The organism is Kitasatospora sp. NPDC057542 (genome assembly GCF_042801945.1).
Taxonomy (GTDB): domain Bacteria; phylum Actinomycetota; class Actinomycetes; order Streptomycetales; family Streptomycetaceae; genus Kitasatospora.
Map to the genome: position 1 here is coordinate 1 of NZ_JBHVFE010000060.1, position 15,188 is coordinate 15,188.

The following is a 15,188-nucleotide window of genomic DNA, read 5'->3' on the forward strand; positions in this document are numbered from 1 at the left end:
GACCGCTTGGCGGTCCGGGCCTTCGTCATGTCGTGGTCTCAGTTTTGGCCCCAGTCGGTCCGGCCGGTTCTGACCGGGCAGCGGGGAGCGCCGACGGCTTCACGGAGTCGGCGCGACGGCGAGCAGGCCAGTGGCACGGTCCGCAGTGAGCACGCCGAGGATGTAGCCGTCCTCGTCGACGACGGGCCGGACCGCCAGGTGCTTGATCCGCATCGCGAGCGCGGCCAGGGCCAGGCCCATAGTCGGCCAGGCGAACGGGCCGCGCTGGTGCGAGGTGGCGCTGATCGTGGTCCGCTCGGTGCACCAGGAGCGGGCCAGGAACGGGTGGAGTCCGGTGCGGGTGACCAGCCGCCCTACTCCCGTGGCGAGCGGCCCGGAGGAGACCGCGGCGGAGTAGCCTGGGAGGCAGACAACCGAGGACATTCCGCACACCGGCATCAGCGCCGACGTCGCCCTGGGTCGTGATGGGTCCCTCGTGGACCGGACGGGCGGCTTCGCATGATGCCGATTCCTTTCCCCACCTTTTCCTCTTCCGGGCCATGGTCGGTGCCCGACACCCCGCTGCTGCCGCGGCTGGAGCTGGAGCCGACGATGTCGCGGGAGGGCGTCTTCGACGGGGCCTGGTGGCCCCGCTCGAACCACGTCCTCGCCGAACTGCCGGACCTGATCACCGCGCTCGGCGCCCACTTCGGACGCATCGTCCGGGTCGGCCTCGACACCACGGCCTGGGACGGCGTGCCCCGGTCCGTCGCGGCGAACGGCCTGACGATCAGGATCAACTGGTTCGCCGGCAGTGACGCGACGATCAGCGTCACCCGGGGCTTCCAGGACCACTTCCTGCTGCTGGTGGTACCGCCCGGCACCGACCCGGCGACGGCCGCCTCGGCGATGGCCGGCGCCTCGGCGACCGGGAACCACACCCCGGCGGCAGAACTTCTGGTCGGCTGAGCGGTCCGGCACCGCCACGGGCCGAGCCGCGGGCCGAACGTCGGCCGAGTTTTCTCCGCCGGGCTGCACGGCGCTCCCGCCGTGCAGCCCGGCGTCGTCAACCGCACCGCCTCGGCATGGCGGTCCACGCCGACACTCCGAACAGGAGGGGGACGGTCGAGGCGGTGAGGCGGGCGTCGTAGAGGCGTCCGCCACGGATTCCCGCCCCGGCGCGAACCGGTCATCGCCGCTCATCCAGGCGGGCGGCCGCACCGGCGTCGACCGATGATGGAAGTCGGGGGCGCGCGACGTTCGAGAGCGGCGTATGGCTGTATGGCATGTTCGGGACTTCACACCGGACGACCTCGAAGCGGTGGTCCGGCTCGATGCCGAGAGTGCCACCACGGATCGCGCCGCCGTCTTCCGCCTCTCCGACGTGGTCGCCGCGTTGCAGGCACGGAATCCGAGCGTCGTCGTGGTGGCCGACGGACATCTCGTGGGCGCGGCGGTGGGCCGGGTGGACGGGGACCGGGCATGGGTGCTGCGCGTCGCCCTGCACCCCGCCTGGCGGAACCTGGGCATGGGCACCGCCCTGCTGTCCGCGCTGGAGCATCGTCTGCGGGACGCCGGCGCCAGGATCGTCGCGGCGCTGCTGCCCGATGAGGAGACCGGCGCCACCGCACTGGTCAACTCCGGATTCCGCCCCCACCGGGGGCTCACGTACTTCGAGAAGTCGGAGGCCGTCAGCGCCCAGGGCGCGACGGTCCTGGCGATGCTGGGCGCGGTCATGCCCGAAGCCCGTCTCTGGGAGCGGCTCACGGGCATGGCCGACGAGAAGCGGCTCATCGAACGGCGACTGGTGCTGCCCCTGGCGAACCCCGAGCTGGCGGACGCCCACGGAGTGGAGCCACCCCGCGCGGTCGTGCTGTTCGGCCCGCCGGGTACGGGCAAGAGCACGTTCGCCAAGGCCGTGGCCGGTCGGCTCGGCTGGCCGTTCATCGAGATCTTCCCCTCCCGGCTCGCCTCCGAGGACGGGCTGGCCACCGGACTCAGCCGCCGCTTCGAGGAGGTGGCGCAGCTCGACCATGTGCTGCTCTTCATCGACGAGGTCGAAGAGGTCGCCGGTACGCGCAGCATCGCCGCCCCCGCGTCGGTCGGCGTGGTCAGCGAACTCCTCAAGTCGATCGTGCGGTTCCGTGACCGCGACGGCCGGCTCCTCGTCTGCGCCACCAACTCGGTGGCCGCACTGGACCCGGCGTTCCTGCGCCACGGCCGGTTCGACTACGTCCTGCCGGTCGGGCCACCCGACTCCGCGGCCCGCGACGCGCTGTGGGCCGGCTACACGGCGAAAACGGGTACCGCCGCCGACACGGCGGTCCTCGCCGAAGCCAGCGAGGGCTTCACTCCCGCCGACATCAGGCAGGTCGCCATGGCGGTCGCCCAGAGCACGTTCGAGCACACGCTCGACACGGGGGAGCGGACCCAGCCCAGCACTCAGGACTATCTCGACGCCATCCACCGCACCCGTCCGACCGTTTCCGAGGAGATGGCCCGGGAGTTCGCCGACCAGGCGGTCCGCTACGGGCGCGTCTGAGCGGCCGCCCTCGTCCCTCCGCCGTCGACGGGCGGCGACGCGCAGGGGCCGCAGTCGCGTTCCGACTTCCTGCCGTCGGCCGTAGCTCCCTCCGACGGCGCCGGTGAGGCCGGCAGGCGGGCGGATGTCGCCCGCAGCCGGGCCGCCTCCTGGCCGGCACCCGCGTAGTCGGCGGGACGGGAGCCGCCCGCTACGGCCGCAGGGCCGGGTGTGTCACTCGCGTGACGACGGATCAACCGCGACCGGTGGACTCCGCCCGGCTACCGCTGAGCAGCCGGGCAACCGCCGCCGACGGCCTGCGGTTCGCCCGGAGCGGATCCCCGTCAGTACTCGGAGCCGCTCCGCAGGTAGGTGCCCGCGACCTGGAGCCACGCTCCGGGGCCGAAGCCCGCCTCCACCCCGGTGCGAGGTGTCCCGAAGACCCGCAGGACGCGCGGCGCGCCGCTCGGATGCAGGTCGTACTCGAAGGTGACGCCGTCCGCGCTGTCCTCGTACTGCAGGTCCAACGGCCCCTTGGACGGCTCCGCCGGTGCCCGGGCCTCGGCCGAGAGTTTCACGTGGACGGACATCTCCGCGTCCCGCCTTCCTGTCTGCCCGAGCAGCCCAGCCCGCGCTGCCGGTCCTCTCAGGTCGCTTCCGCCGGCGGCTCGGAGCCGATGCCGGTGGCGATGAGGATCTGCTGTGCCGAGTCGGTTCCGCCGGCCTCGATCGCGCGTGCCATCGCGGCCAGCGCCGCATCCCGGCTCGCCTGCGGGGGGACGACGAGCAGGCTGAAGTGGTCGCGGTCGCCCCGTGTGATGATCACCGTGTCGTCGCCGACCGGATAGCGGTCGATGTGCACCGACCGGCCGTCGACCATCAGCCGGGCCGGAACGTCGTCCCAGGCGTCCGTGTCCAGTCCGACGCTCGCGATCGGGCCGAGGTGTTCGGTCAACGCATGGAGCAGACTGGGCAGTTCCGCGCCAACGTCCCGTGAGTGCGGCCACCATGCGCCGTCGAGCGCACCCTCGCGTGACTGTGTGGTCTCCAGGCGCAACACGACCGTCCCCGGCTTCGCCACCTGCCGGAACCGGTCCGGCAGCAGTCCCGGGTGGGAGGCGCCGGTCTCGTCCGACATGGCTCGCCACCTATCCGCGGGCGCAAGTCCGGCCCGCTGACGCCGGGCGACCCGCCGGACTGCGGCTTCGGACGCCCCGGTGTTCCCACCGTACTCCGCACCTTGCCGGACCGGTCCAGCGGCGGCGGGCGTCTCAGCGCCACTCGATCAGGAACAGGGTGGCGTCGTCGCTCGTGCGCCCGCCCCGCTTCTCCTTCAGGACGTGGGAGAGCGCGCGCACCACGGCCCTGACCCCGTCCTGCGACCGCTCGACGCGGTCGACCCAGTCGATGAGTTGTTCCTCCCCGAACTGCTCGCCGCCGGCCTCGCGCTCCTCGACCAGTCCGTCCGTGAAGCACAGGACCCGGTCGCCGTGCCGCAGCGCCCGCTCGCTGATCACCGGCTTCTCGCCGCCGAACCCCACCGGCAGGGTGGTGGCGCTCTCCAGCCGTTCGACGACGACGTGGTCGCGGATCAGCAGCGGCTGAGGATGTCCCGCATTGACCCACTGCAGGTGGCCGGTCACGGTGTCCAGGCGCATCATCTGCGCGGTGACGAAGTGGTCTGGCCCGAACTGCTCGGCGATGGCCCGGTCCATGAACGCGTAGATCTCCGCCAGTCCGATGTCGGCGCGCCGGGCGTGCCGGTACGCGCCGATGGCGACGGTCGCCATGGTGGCGGCGTCCAGCCCGTGACCCATGGCGTCGATCGTGGCCACGTGCAGGACGTCGTCGTTGAGCGCGTAGTCGAAGCTGTCGCCGGCCACCTGGTAAGCCGGTTCGAGGATGCCCGCCACGGCGACCCGGGGAACGGTCATCGACAGCGGAGGCAGCAGCGACCACTGGATCTCCGCGGCAACGCTCATCGGTTCCGTGCGCCGGGCCTGGAAGATCCGGTCGGTGTAGCCGGTCCTGGTGACCAGCAGATCAGCGACCAGGGTGGCGAAGCGCCGCAGCAGCCGCCGGTCGTCCTCATCGACGGTGTCGAGCGTGAGAGCCAGCACCCCGACCTCGTCGCCGCCGTCCAGCAAGGGCAGGTAGACCCGCACCCCGCCGGCCTGTGACACCTCGACGGGGAGACCCCGCAGAAAGGCCGCACCCGCGGGGAACCCGTCGATCGGCACCGGCTCCCCGGCGGTCAGCCCCCGACCCGGCAGCGGTACCAGCACCAGCTGGCCGTAGTCCTGCAGCAGGAGCGCCGGATCACGGCCGCCGACCGTCGTCACCGCGTCGGCGATCAGCGGAGCGATCAGGTGGAGCGGCAGCTCGTGGGCCTGATCGAGCAGCGCGCCAAGCAGGCGTTCGCCAAAACCCTCAGCCCGATCCAGTGGGCGCTCGCTGCTCACCGCCGTATCCTCCCCGTCCCGTGCCACCGCCACGGGCACGATCGACCCCGACACTCCGGTGCGGTTCACCGGACCGGCCCTCCCATTACGCCCGACGGGGGCGCGTTACGCCCCGCCCGAACGGCCGGCACGCGACCACCGCGCCGATCGGAGCCGAGTTCCTGCTCGGTGGCGGCAACGCAGACGCCGGGCCGGCGTCGCCCACCGCTGCGAGGTCCACCGGGGGGCGGGCCGCGGCTGCCCGCAGTCCGACACCTCCGAGTTCGGCTCCGAGGCGACGGAACGCCACTGGGCCGCACTGTTCGGCCCTCTCGACCGCACCCTGCGCGGCCGACGGCAAGCGGCCGCGCCCCAGAAGGGGCCGGCACGGAGGAGTGGGCGCCGCGTCGGCTCCCACCGGCACCGGCGGCGGCTTCGGGACCCGCTCCGGCTCCCCCGGGGTGTTGCGGACATGCTCAAAACGCCCCTAGCGTGAGTGACCGTTGATCCGTTCACGTGGAGGTGGCTCGTCTTGATCATCCGTCACGTCAGAACCGCGGCACGAACACTACTCGCAGCCGGCCTGCTCATCACCGGCGCGCTCGTCGGCGCATCGCCGGCGGCGGCCGCTGCGGCACCGACGGACCTGCCCGCGTCCGAGTACACCCTCACCGCGGACTACCACAAGTTCGACACGCTCGACTCGGCCCTCGTCACGGCACTGGGGACCTCTGCCGTGCACACGGTGATGGAGAACGCGAACCACACCCGGCAGGCGCTCCCCGCGTCGTTCTCCGTCGGCGGACTGTCCACCGGCTTCCGGTTCGACGACGGCGACAACTCCGACTGCCAGAGCTTCCCGCAGGGAATCACGACGAGCCGGGACGCCGTGGGGACCGCGAACAGCGGCAACTACGACGGCCATCAGCTCGTGCTGGTGAGCTGGTACACCAAGGACGGCTGCGACGGCGCCCAGCAGCGCAGTCGGATCACCCTGGTCGACTGGGACGCCACCTACCCCAACACCTACCGCAAGATCCTCCTGGTGGAGCCGACCGGCACCGCGGCGGCGCCGGACTTCAAGGACATCCCGATCCACGCCGGCGGCGTCTCCTGGTACGGCGACTACCTCTACGTCGCCGACACCGGGCGCGGCATGCGCGTCTTCGACATGCGCAAGATCCTCAACACCGACACCGGCGGCACTGCCGACCAGATCGGCCGTCAGTCCGACACCGTCTACTACGCCCACAACTACGCCTACGTGCTGCCCCAGATCGGCACGGTCACGTCGCAGACGACGTCCGGCAACGCCCTGGTGTGGTCGTCGATCTCCCTCGACCGGGTCAGCAGGTCGGCCGTGATGACGGAGTACACCTGCCAGTCGGGCTGCACCAGCTACCCCAACCGCCCGCCGAGGGCCGTCCGCTTCCCGTTCGCACCCGGGGCGACGACGTTCGCCGCGACGACGACCGCCAGTCAGGCCCTCCAACTGCCCTGGTACAACCTCAACGGCGTGGCTTCCCACAACGGCCGGTGGTGGTTCAACTCCTCGGGGCAGAAGAAGCTCTACTACTGGACCCCGACCGCAGGCCCGTCCACCTTCGCCTGGGTGGGCGGCGGCGAGAGCCTCTCCTACTGGGAGGACGCCACCGACCCCGACCTGCTGTGGTCGCTGCAGGAAACCACGGGCGGACGCAACGTCTTCGCCGTCACCCAGAGCACCTACGGCGGCGGCTGAGCACCGACCTGTGCCCGGGGTTCGCGACCTGCCGTTCGGCGGTACCCAACCACGGCAAGCGGTTCACTCCGGCGCAGGCCAGGACACATGCGAACCTCGGCGGACGCTCCCAGGGAGCGTGTCGGGGAGCGTGCCGGGGGCAACCCCTCACGAGTTCGAAGCTCGTGCCCCCGCCTTGATCGAAGGCCCGGACCGCATCACGCGGCCCGGGCCTTCGCCGTGCTCGCGACCTCCGCCGTGCTCGCGACCTCCGCCGAACCGGGCCGCCTGCGGGCGCAGCCCGGAACCACACCTGCCGGCGACTTCGCCCCCGTCCGGCACCGGTGCCGTGCCGCCGGCCCCGGTCCCCGTTCGGTCGGAGTCCGGGGCCCGGTCCGGTCGTAGGCTTGTCCCCCACACTCGGGAGGGGAATTGAGCGCGGTCGTCTGTGTGCACGGGGTGAGCGGGCGGCACCCGGGCGAGGACTCGGCCCGGTGCGCCGCGTCGGAGGTGCGCTGATGCGCTACCTCATCGCGGCGGGCACTCGCCACTACGTGGAGGAGCCGGAGCTGCCTCTGGTGCACCAGGACGTCGACGGAGTTGTCGGGCTCTTCGCGTCGATGGGGTACCAGCGGGTGCTGGCCTCCGTCTCCCACGATCCCGCATCGGCGGACTTCGAGGACGCCCTGTCCGATTGGTGCCAGAGCCCCGGGCTCACCGCCGATGACGTACTCGTCGTGTACTACGCCGGACACGGCTCCCGGTCCGCCACCAACCAGTACCGGCTGGCGTGTGCGGACAGCACCCACGGCCGGCCCCGCTCCTGGCTGTCCCTCCCCAACCTGGCCGAGGTCGTCGCCGAATCCCCCCTGCGCAACGTGCTGTTCGTCATCGACGCCTGCCACGCCGCGGCGGCCGGGGCCGGGCTCGGCGCGGTGACCGACACCGTCGTGGCCGGGCGGGGACGCGGTGACGAACTCGGCTCGGGCACCTGGCTGCTGGCCTCCGCGCGCCATCGCGACACCGCCGTGGACGGCGCCTTCGTCTCCGAACTCGCCAAGGCCTACCGCCAGGGTGACGGAGCATCGCAGCGCCACCTGTCCCCGGGCACCATCGCCGACCGGGTCAACCAGTCCTTCGTGGCCTCCGGGCTCAGGCAGCGGGCCGCCTGCTCGTCCGTGGACCAGTCGGAGCCGCCGCCGTTCTTCCCGAACCCGCTGTTCGACCCGCAGGCCGAGGTCACCGGGGAAGGGTGCACCGACGCGGGTTCCGCCGACCTCGCCTCGCACTTCGAACCGCGGGGGCGCGGCGTCGAACAGGTCTACGACTCCGGGTCGTACTTCACCGGGCGGGAACGCGCCCTCCGGAGGGGACGTGACCACCTCGCCGGAGAGGAGGGCCCCGGCATCCTCGTGGTGACCGCCGATCCGGGCTCCGGCAAGTCCGCCGTACTCTGGTGGCCGTGAGCGACGAGCACGGTGTGGCCCTGTGCCACCTGCCCAGCTGCGAGAAGGTGTGGTCCGCCCCGCTGCCCGCCCTCGTCACCTCGCTCACCGCCCTTCCCGGGAGCCCGTGCCTCGACCTGGCCGTCGGCACCCAGCAGGGGGTCGTCTTCCTGCGCCCCCAGCTGCCCCCGAACTGGTGCAGGCGCCTCGGCGTCGACTGATCCGCCGGTGTCCGATTCGTTCAAGACCAGACGTCCCGGTGCCGCCTAGCGTGGCGGGCATGAACAGCACACCTGCACCGCAGTTCGCCTTCGTCGGGCTGGCCGTTTCGGACATGGCCGCCTCGGTCGCCTTCTACCGGCGGTTGGGGGTGGGGTTCGCCGAGGGGGCCGAGGGTGAGGCGCACGTCGAGGCCGAGTTGCCGGGCGGGCCGCTCCTGGTGCTCGACACCGAGGCCACCATCCGGTCGTTCCACCCCTCCTGGCAGCCGCCGAGCCGCGGCACGCGGGCCGCGCTGGCGTTCCGCTGCGCGAGCCCCGCGCAGGTGGACGCGCTGTACGAGGAGCTGACCGGCGCCGGGTACCACGGGGAGTTGAAGCCCTGGGACGCCTTCTGGGGGCAGCGCTACGCCGTGGTGCACGATCCGGACGGCAACGGGGTGGACCTGCTCGCGCCCCTGTAGAGGACCTGGCCGAGCAGCAGCGCCGTCATCGGCATGCCCGCCAACTGCCGTACGTCGCGGGCCAGGTGGGCCTGGTCCGCATAGCCGGCCAGGGCCGCCGTCTCGGCCGGCGGGACGCCGGAGCGGGCGAGCGCCAGGGCGCGCTGCATGCGCAGGATCCGGGCGAGGGTCTTGGGGCCGTAGCCGAAGGCGGCCAGTGAGCGGCGGTGGAGTTGGCGCGCGCCGAGGCCGACCGTCGCGGCCGTCGCGGCGACGGACCGTCCGGCGGCGAGCGAGGCGGCCACCGAGCGGATCAGCGGGTCCTCGGGCCGGGCCTCGGCCGCCAGGCGCAGGGCCAGGGCCTCCAGTGCGGCGGCCGGGTCGGGGGCCGCGTCGATGCGTTCGGTCAGGAGCCTGACTTCGGCGGCGGGCCGCAGGTCGGCCAACTCGACCCGGCGGTCCCGTAGTTCGTGTGCGGGTACGCCGAGCAACGCGGGGGCGGCGCCGGGCCGGAAGCGTACGCCGGCCCACGGGCCGCGCAGCCCGGGGCCGGGGCGGAAGGCGCGGGTGTCCGGTCCGGCGACCAGGAGCCGCCCCTGTGTCCACAGCAGGTCCATGCAGCCGTCGGGCAGAACGGGCCCGGCCTGGGCGGCGTCCGTACGCCCGAGGGCCTGCTTCGTCCACACGACCGCACCGGGCAGCCGGGACGCGCGCTCCAGGTACGGCGAGGACGATTCCATGACGCGAGGCTACGCGCCGCGGGACGGGGGCGCGCGAACGCCGTTGGCCCGGCTGCACCAGGCAACCGGGGCCAACGGGGGTGTCAGAGACGTCGGACCGGACGGGCGGGGGCTCAGGCGACCGGCTCGGCCTCCGGCGCCACCGGAGCGTCGCCCCCCGCACCGGCAGTCTTCCGGCCGTCGCGCATCAGCACCAGGGTGAGCACCGCGGCCGCGACGACCGCGATGCCGCCCACCGTGAAGGTGGTGGAGGTGGCGGTGTTGAACGCCTCCCGGGCGGCCGAGACCAGTCCGCCGTCCCCGGTGGAGCGGGCCACCGCGAGCGCGCCGGTGATGTCGTGGCGGGCGGCCTCGGGGGCGGCGTCGGGCATCGCGCCGGTGTAGGTGCTGGAGAGCACGGTGCCGAGGATGGCCACGCCGAGCGCCGCGCCGGACTGCTGGATGGTGTCGTTGAGCGCCGAGCCGACGCCGGCGTGCTCGCTGGGGATGGCACCCATCAGCGCGTTGGCGGCGGCCGGCATGCCGAGGCCGGAGCCGATGCCGAGCACCAGCATGGCCAGGCCGACCTTGGTGAAGCCGTCGCCGACCGACAGGGTGGCCAGCAGCCCGAAGCCGCCCGTGATGATCAGCATGCCGATCGAGGTGAGCACCCGCGCCGGGACCTTCTTGCCGAGCACCGCACCCAGCGCGTTGAACACCAGCGAGGCGATGGCCAGCGGGATGAAGGCGAGTCCGGTGTCGGTGGGCGAGAACTCCAGCACGAACTGGAGGTGCTGGGTGAGGACCAGCATCAGCCCGCCGGTGGCGAAGGTCAGCAGGACGAGCGAGAAGCTGGCGCCGGTGAAGACCCGGTTGCGGAACAGGTTGAGCGGGACCATCGGCGAGTCGGTGCGGACCTGCCGGACGGCGAAGCCGGCCAGTGCGGCCACCGCGAGGAGGAGCGCGCCGAGGGTGCTCACGCTGGTGAAGCCGTCCCGGGGCAGCACGATGATCGACCAGACCAGCGCCGTCATGCCGATCATCGACAGCACCATGCCCGGCAGGTCGGGACGCCGCCACGGCCCCTTGGACTCGGGCATCAGCACCATCGCGGCGACGATGGCGACCGCCGCGACCGGCACGTTGAGCAGGAAGACCGCGCCCCACCAGAAGTGCGCGATCAGCGCGCCGCCCAGCACCGGACCGCCGACCAGGCCGATCATGGCCACCGCGGTCCAGGCGGCGATCGCCTTCGGGCGCTCCTCGTCGTCGAAGACGGTGATCAGGATGGAGAGCGTGCTCGGCATGACCAGCGCGCCGCCGACGCCCATCAGGACGCGCCCGGCTATCAGCTCACCGGGGCTTCCGGCGTACGCCGCGACCAGCGAGGCGGCGCCGAACAGCGCCAGTCCGACGACCATCACCTTCCGTCGTCCGAAGCGGTCGGAGAGGCTGCCCGAGGTGAGCAGCAGGCCGGCGAAGACCAGGATGTACGAGTCGATGATCCACTGGATGTCCTGCGCCCCGGCCTTGAGGTCCTCCGCGATCGGCGGGACGGACACCGTGAGCACCATGTTGTCGATCACCAGCACCAGGCTGCTGAGACAGAGCACGACCAGAATGAGCCAGCGCTGCGGATGACGTTCCACGGCGTTTCCCCCTTCGAGCTTCGGATCGGACGCGGGCTGTGGCCGCGCGGAAGTCGTCGCGGGCACACCGCCCTCCGTCCCCAGGGGGTACGGTGTGCGCCGCTCCGAACACTGTACGGATGCCGCACACTGTTCGCAACGCCGTACGCCGTTCGACCTCCGCACGCTGTTCGTGGCGCCGTACACTGTTCGCATCCGTGTGGCGAGCTGCGCCGGACCGGACCGGGTCCGGACGATTGGTGAGGAGGGCCCGATGGCGGCCAAATCAGAGGACGGTACGACCCCGGGCATCCCGACGCTGTGGAACCGGCCCCAGCGACGGCGGGAGCAGCCCACCCTCAGCCGCGAGCAGATCGTCGCCGAGGCCTTCGCGCTGTTGGACTCCGACGGCATCGAGGCGCTGAGCATGCGCAAGCTCGCCGCCCGGCTGAACGCCGGCGCGACCTCGCTCTACACCCACGTCGCCAACAAGGACGAGCTGCTCGCCCTGGTCGTCGACCAGGTCTTCGGCGCCCTCCCGCTGACCGAGGCCGAGGGCTCCGAGGACCCGGAGGTCTGGCGCGCGAAGGTCATGGAGTGCGCCGAGAGCGTGCGCGCGGCCGTCATGCGCCACCCCTGGATGGTGTCCGTGATCGGCGACGTCGGGATGATCTACCTCGGCCCCAACTGGATGCGGCTCTCCGAGGCCCAGCTGGCCGTGATGAACACGGCCGGCTTCGAGATCGGCGAGGCGAACGACGCGATGAGCGCGGTCATGGGCTACACCATCGGAACCGCCTGCGTGGAGGCCTCCTGGGTGACCTCGCTGGCCCGCAGCGGCCAGGACGAGCAGGAGTGGATGAACCAGCTCCTGCCCACCGTCATCGAGGCCACCAAGGAGTTCCCGCTGCTGCACCGGCTGTACACCACCGAGGTTCCGGACGAGGTCGCCGCGGGCCGGGACAGCAGCTTCGCCCGTGGCGTCAACGTCATCCTGGACGGGATCGAGGCGTCCCGGGCCGCCCGCCGCGAGGGCTGAGCCCGGACGGTCGGCCCACCCGGGACGTGCTCAGCCCCCGCTGAGCGCCTGCACTTCCGCGTACCCGGGCACCGGGCCGACCGGCTCGCCCGCCGCGACGGCCGCCGCCGTGGCCACCCCCGCCGCCAGGGCCGCGCGGTACAGCAGCGAGCCCAGGCTGACCCGGGCCACCCCGAGCCCGGCCAGCTCGGCGAGGCCCGGGCCGGTCGGCGTCCAGAGGATGTTGAGCGGGACGGCGAGCACGCCGACCAGCCGGCCGATGGCCGCCGGATCGGTCAACCCGGGGACGAACACCCCGTCCGCGCCCGCCCGCTGGTAGGCATCCAGGCGCCGGAGCGTCTCCGCCTCGGGGGCGCCCCGGCCGCACCAGTAGGTGTCGGTGCGGGCGTTCACGAACAGCTCCGGCACGGCCGCCTTCACCGCCGCGATCTTCGCGGCGTGACGGGCGGACGGGGTCGGCGTGCCGTCCGCCCGGCCGTCCTCCAGGTTGATGCCGACCGCTCCCGCCTTCGCCAACTCCACGGCCAGCTCGGCGACTTCGTCCGGGTCGTCGCTGAACCCGGACTCCGCGTCGACGCTGAGCAGGAAGCCGCCACGCCCGAGCCGGCGCGCCAGCCGTACGGTCTCCGCGCGGGTGGCGGCGGCGCCGTCGGGCAGCCCGGCGACGGCTGCCACACCCAGGCTGGTGGTGCCGATCGCGGGGTGACCCTGGGCGGCGAGGGCGACGGCCGAGGCGTGGTCCCAGGCGTTGGGGAGCAGCAGCGGGCGGCCGGGCCGGTGGTGCAGGGCGGCGAAGGGGGTCATCGGGTCGTCTCCATCGGCTCGTTCGTGAGGTTTCCGGTCGCGTCCGCCGGGCAGCCGGCCGCGCCCGCCAGGCTCCCGACCGAGTCCGCGTAGTAGTACCCGGCCCCGGAGACGTGGCAGACGATCTGCCGGAAGCTCCAGCCCGCCCCCGGCGAGTCGTCCAGTCGCCCGTCCGGAAGCGCGGCGACCCGCCGGGACCAGATCCCGGCCAGCCGGGTCAGCCGGCTGCGGGCCTCGTCCAGGTCGGCGGTGGTGAACGGGGCGAGGTCGGCCGGGGTGGTGACGTTGGAGGCGTGCCAGTGGTCGGGCTCGGTCGGCTCGCCGGCCAGTCGGGCGTCCAACTCGGCCAGGTGGTCCAGGAGATGGTCGGTGATGCGGCGAACCACCTTGTGCGGAGCGTAGGTTCGGCCGTCGGCGTTGACGATCGGGCGGCCGTCCCAGGCCGTCCAGCCGGCCGCCAGCGTGAGCACGTGGTCGACCATCTCCGGTACCAGGGCGGCGAGTTCGGTCTTGTCGAGGTCCGGCGCCGGCGGTGTCCCGGTGTCCGCCGGATCGGAGGCGCCGTACAGGATGCCCTCGGCGATGACCATGGCCTGCGAACGTCCCGGGCAACTCCGGGGCGGGGCGCCGAAGGTGAGCGCGACGCCCTCCGGTGCCCCGGCCTGGGCGGCCGCGATGTCGAGCAGGACCTGCGTCCCGGTCGGTACCGCGACCCCGCCGACCTCGGTCGCCCGGGCCGCGAGCCGGCGCATCGCCTTGAGCGGCGGGTCCGTGCGCAGCACCCCGGCCGGCCCGTCCTCGTGCCGGCGGGCGCCCTCGACCAGCGCGGCGGTGGCGTCGCAGGCCTGGACGAGCAGGCCGATCCGGTTCGCGGCCGTCTCCTCGTCCCGGTCCCCCATCGCGGGCAGCAGCCGGGCCACCGCCGCGTCCGCCGCCGGGTCGTCCGGCGTGTCGGCGAAGTACGCCCGGGCCACCGTCGCGACGTCCCGCGCCACGGCCTCCGGGTCGGCCAGGCCCAGCTCCGCCGCGAGCACCCGGACCACCCGCAGCCGGACGTCTGGCTCGAAGCCGCCGGCCGCGGCCACCCGCAGCCGGGCCGGGTCCAACCGCTCCAGGTCGGCCAGCACCAGCGCCCGGCGCCGGGCGTGCGGCTCGCCCGAGCTGAACCGGGCGACGGCGGACCGCAGCCAGGCCACCGTGCCGGGGGTGGCGCCGGGCGCGGCGGGCGGCGGGACCAGCGCCGGGTCGGCCAGGGCCGCCGTGACGTCGTCGTAGCGGGAGAAGGTCGTGGTCGCGGGGTCGGAGGCCACCGTGGTTTCGCTCATGCCGTCATCGTGGCCCCGGGTCGTTTCGGCGCCGGCCGAACCGTGCCGGGGCGACCCTGGAGGCATGTCCCCGGCTCCGCTCCCCCACGCGGCTCCGCCGCTTCGACCGCCCCGCCCCCCGTACGCGGCCCCGTCCCCGGACGCGACCCGGCCCCCGAACGCGGCCCTCCGTGCGCTCACGGACACGCCCCCGCGCCCCGACCATGGAGGCATGACGCTCGCCGCCTTCGCCGCCCTGCTCGCCGACCCCACCCGCGCCGCCATCTGCACCGCGCTGCTCGACGGCCGCGCCTGGACCGCCGGTGAGCTGGCCCGGCACGCGCGCGTCGCGCCGTCCACGGCCAGCGAGCACCTGTCCCGGCTGATCGCGGGCGGGCTGCTGGCCGAGGAGCGGCAGGGCCGGCACCGGTACGTCCGACTGGCCACGCCCGCGGTGGCCACGCTGATCGAGGACCTCACCGCCTTCGCCGAGTCCGGCCCCGCCACCGCGCCCCGCAACCTGGGCGAGGCCACCCGGCTGAGCGCCGAGGCCCGCGCCCGCACCTGCTACGACCACCTGGCCGGGCGCCTCGGCGTGGCCGTGTCCGACGCGCTGCTCGCCCGCGGCCTGGTCACCGAGGAGGGCGGGCTGGCCGTCACCGGGCTCGGGCGGGACTGGCTGGCCGCGCAGGCGATCGAGCTGCCGCCGCGCGCGGGCCGCCGGGGCGGGCGCCCGGTGGTGCGCAGCTGCCTGGACTGGACGGAGCGCCGCAACCACCTGGGCGGGGCGCTGGGCGCGGCACTCTGCCGGGCCGCCCTGGACCGCGCCTGGGTGGAGCGGATCGGCTCCGGACGGGCCCTTCGGGTCACCCCGGACGGCAGTCGGGTGCTGCGCGAACTCCTCGGCGTGGAGCTGCCCTGACGGCG

The 15,188-nt window shown here is 73.5% G+C and carries 16 protein-coding genes; 8 read left to right on the forward strand and 8 right to left on the reverse strand.

Going from position 1 to position 15,188, the window contains the following annotated elements; genetic code table 11:
- Positions 1–99 precede the first annotated feature (99 nt).
- The gene (locus ACFU7Y_RS10775; RefSeq protein ID WP_224278713.1) at positions 100–423 is read right to left on the reverse strand and encodes a hypothetical protein; all 324 of its coding nucleotides are present in this window, start codon (positions 421–423) and stop codon (positions 100–102) included.
- A gap of 123 nt (positions 424–546) precedes the next feature.
- Between ACFU7Y_RS10775 and ACFU7Y_RS10780 the strand changes: the two genes are divergently transcribed.
- Both ACFU7Y_RS10780 and ACFU7Y_RS10785 read left to right on the forward strand, forming a co-directional pair.
- Entirely contained in the window at positions 547–948 is a 402-nt protein-coding gene (locus tag ACFU7Y_RS10780; protein ID WP_224278711.1) for a DUF5994 family protein, read from the forward strand.
- A 304-nt stretch (positions 949–1,252) separates the two neighbouring features.
- Positions 1,253–2,521, forward strand: a complete 1,269-nt coding sequence (locus tag ACFU7Y_RS10785; protein ID WP_224278709.1) for an ATP-binding protein — start codon at positions 1,253–1,255, stop codon at positions 2,519–2,521.
- Between the two features lie 323 nt (positions 2,522–2,844).
- Here ACFU7Y_RS10785 and ACFU7Y_RS10790 read toward each other — a convergent pair whose 3' ends face one another.
- The 3 genes from ACFU7Y_RS10790 to ACFU7Y_RS10800 form a co-directional block, all read right to left on the reverse strand.
- A complete protein-coding gene (locus ACFU7Y_RS10790) occupies positions 2,845–3,090 on the reverse strand; it encodes a hypothetical protein (RefSeq protein ID WP_224278708.1) in 246 nt (81 codons plus the stop codon).
- 56 nt (positions 3,091–3,146) lie between these two features.
- Complete coding sequence (locus ACFU7Y_RS10795; RefSeq protein WP_380767431.1) at positions 3,147–3,581, reverse strand: DUF5994 family protein; 435 nt, start codon at positions 3,579–3,581, stop codon at positions 3,147–3,149.
- Positions 3,582–3,771: 190 nt separating this feature from the next.
- The gene (locus tag ACFU7Y_RS10800) at positions 3,772–4,962 is read right to left on the reverse strand and encodes a PP2C family protein-serine/threonine phosphatase (protein WP_224278704.1); all 1,191 of its coding nucleotides are present in this window, start codon (positions 4,960–4,962) and stop codon (positions 3,772–3,774) included.
- A gap of 511 nt (positions 4,963–5,473) precedes the next feature.
- Here ACFU7Y_RS10800 and ACFU7Y_RS10805 point away from each other — a divergent pair.
- The 4 genes from ACFU7Y_RS10805 to ACFU7Y_RS10820 all read left to right on the forward strand — a co-directional run bounded on the left by ACFU7Y_RS10805 (position 5,474) and on the right by ACFU7Y_RS10820 (position 8,788).
- A complete protein-coding gene (locus ACFU7Y_RS10805; protein WP_380767433.1) occupies positions 5,474–6,682 on the forward strand; it encodes a hypothetical protein in 1,209 nt (402 codons plus the stop codon).
- Positions 6,683–7,179: 497 nt separating this feature from the next.
- On the forward strand, positions 7,180–8,127 hold the full coding sequence (locus tag ACFU7Y_RS10810) for a caspase family protein (RefSeq protein ID WP_380767435.1): 948 nt from the start codon (positions 7,180–7,182) through the stop codon (positions 8,125–8,127).
- Positions 8,124–8,327: a hypothetical protein gene (locus tag ACFU7Y_RS10815; protein WP_380767437.1), complete on the forward strand. Its 204-nt coding sequence runs from the start codon at positions 8,124–8,126 to the stop codon at positions 8,325–8,327. The genes ACFU7Y_RS10810 and ACFU7Y_RS10815 overlap by 4 nt, the downstream gene beginning before the upstream one ends.
- Before the next feature lie 59 nt (positions 8,328–8,386).
- The gene (locus ACFU7Y_RS10820) at positions 8,387–8,788 is read left to right on the forward strand and encodes a VOC family protein (RefSeq protein ID WP_224278698.1); all 402 of its coding nucleotides are present in this window, start codon (positions 8,387–8,389) and stop codon (positions 8,786–8,788) included.
- Here ACFU7Y_RS10820 and ACFU7Y_RS10825 read toward each other — a convergent pair.
- Positions 8,731–9,507 carry a helix-turn-helix domain-containing protein gene (locus ACFU7Y_RS10825; RefSeq protein WP_224278696.1) on the reverse strand — a complete coding sequence of 259 codons (777 nt, stop codon included), beginning with the start codon at positions 9,505–9,507 and terminating at the stop codon, positions 8,731–8,733. The two genes, ACFU7Y_RS10820 and ACFU7Y_RS10825, sit on opposite strands and share 58 nt — an antisense overlap.
- Positions 9,508–9,620: 113 nt before the next feature.
- A complete protein-coding gene (locus ACFU7Y_RS10830; RefSeq protein ID WP_224278689.1) occupies positions 9,621–11,135 on the reverse strand; it encodes an MFS transporter in 1,515 nt (504 codons plus the stop codon).
- 253 nt (positions 11,136–11,388) lie between these two features.
- On the opposite strand from ACFU7Y_RS10830, the gene ACFU7Y_RS10835 reads away from it, so the two are divergent.
- Positions 11,389–12,153, forward strand: coding sequence for a TetR/AcrR family transcriptional regulator C-terminal domain-containing protein (locus tag ACFU7Y_RS10835; RefSeq protein WP_224278687.1), 765 nt, complete (start codon positions 11,389–11,391; stop codon positions 12,151–12,153).
- Between the two features lie 30 nt (positions 12,154–12,183).
- Here the strand turns inward: ACFU7Y_RS10835 and ACFU7Y_RS10840 are convergent, their stop codons facing one another.
- Both ACFU7Y_RS10840 and ACFU7Y_RS10845 read right to left on the reverse strand, forming a co-directional pair.
- The gene (locus tag ACFU7Y_RS10840) at positions 12,184–12,957 is read right to left on the reverse strand and encodes an isocitrate lyase/phosphoenolpyruvate mutase family protein (protein WP_380767440.1); all 774 of its coding nucleotides are present in this window, start codon (positions 12,955–12,957) and stop codon (positions 12,184–12,186) included.
- Positions 12,954–14,282 carry a hypothetical protein gene (locus ACFU7Y_RS10845; protein ID WP_380767442.1) on the reverse strand — a complete coding sequence of 443 codons (1,329 nt, stop codon included), beginning with the start codon at positions 14,280–14,282 and terminating at the stop codon, positions 12,954–12,956. Before ACFU7Y_RS10845 ends, ACFU7Y_RS10840 begins: the two co-directional genes overlap by 4 nt.
- Before the next feature lie 211 nt (positions 14,283–14,493).
- On the opposite strand from ACFU7Y_RS10845, the gene ACFU7Y_RS10850 reads away from it, so the two are divergent.
- Positions 14,494–15,183 (forward strand): helix-turn-helix transcriptional regulator, encoded by a 690-nt coding sequence (locus ACFU7Y_RS10850; RefSeq protein ID WP_224285132.1) that lies wholly within the window; start codon positions 14,494–14,496, stop codon positions 15,181–15,183.
- The last annotated feature ends 5 nt before the right edge of the window (positions 15,184–15,188 follow it).

Excerpts from the sequence above, each read along its gene's own strand:
- ACFU7Y_RS10775 (WP_224278713.1), bottom strand. The coding sequence starts at position 423 with ATGTCCTCGGTTGTCTGCCTCCCAGGCTACTCCGCCGCGGTCTCCTCC.
- ACFU7Y_RS10785 (WP_224278709.1), top strand. The coding sequence starts at position 1,253 with ATGGCTGTATGGCATGTTCGGGACTTCACACCGGACGACCTCGAAGCG.
- ACFU7Y_RS10790 (WP_224278708.1), bottom strand. The coding sequence starts at position 3,090 with ATGTCCGTCCACGTGAAACTCTCGGCCGAGGCCCGGGCACCGGCGGAG.
- ACFU7Y_RS10810 (WP_380767435.1), top strand. The coding sequence starts at position 7,180 with ATGCGCTACCTCATCGCGGCGGGCACTCGCCACTACGTGGAGGAGCCG.
- ACFU7Y_RS10820 (WP_224278698.1), top strand. The coding sequence starts at position 8,387 with ATGAACAGCACACCTGCACCGCAGTTCGCCTTCGTCGGGCTGGCCGTT.
- ACFU7Y_RS10825 (WP_224278696.1), bottom strand. The coding sequence starts at position 9,507 with ATGGAATCGTCCTCGCCGTACCTGGAGCGCGCGTCCCGGCTGCCCGGT.
- ACFU7Y_RS10835 (WP_224278687.1), top strand. The coding sequence starts at position 11,389 with ATGGCGGCCAAATCAGAGGACGGTACGACCCCGGGCATCCCGACGCTG.
- ACFU7Y_RS10840 (WP_380767440.1), bottom strand. The coding sequence starts at position 12,957 with ATGACCCCCTTCGCCGCCCTGCACCACCGGCCCGGCCGCCCGCTGCTG.
- ACFU7Y_RS10845 (WP_380767442.1), bottom strand. The coding sequence starts at position 14,282 with ATGAGCGAAACCACGGTGGCCTCCGACCCCGCGACCACGACCTTCTCC.
- ACFU7Y_RS10850 (WP_224285132.1), top strand. The coding sequence starts at position 14,494 with ATGACGCTCGCCGCCTTCGCCGCCCTGCTCGCCGACCCCACCCGCGCC.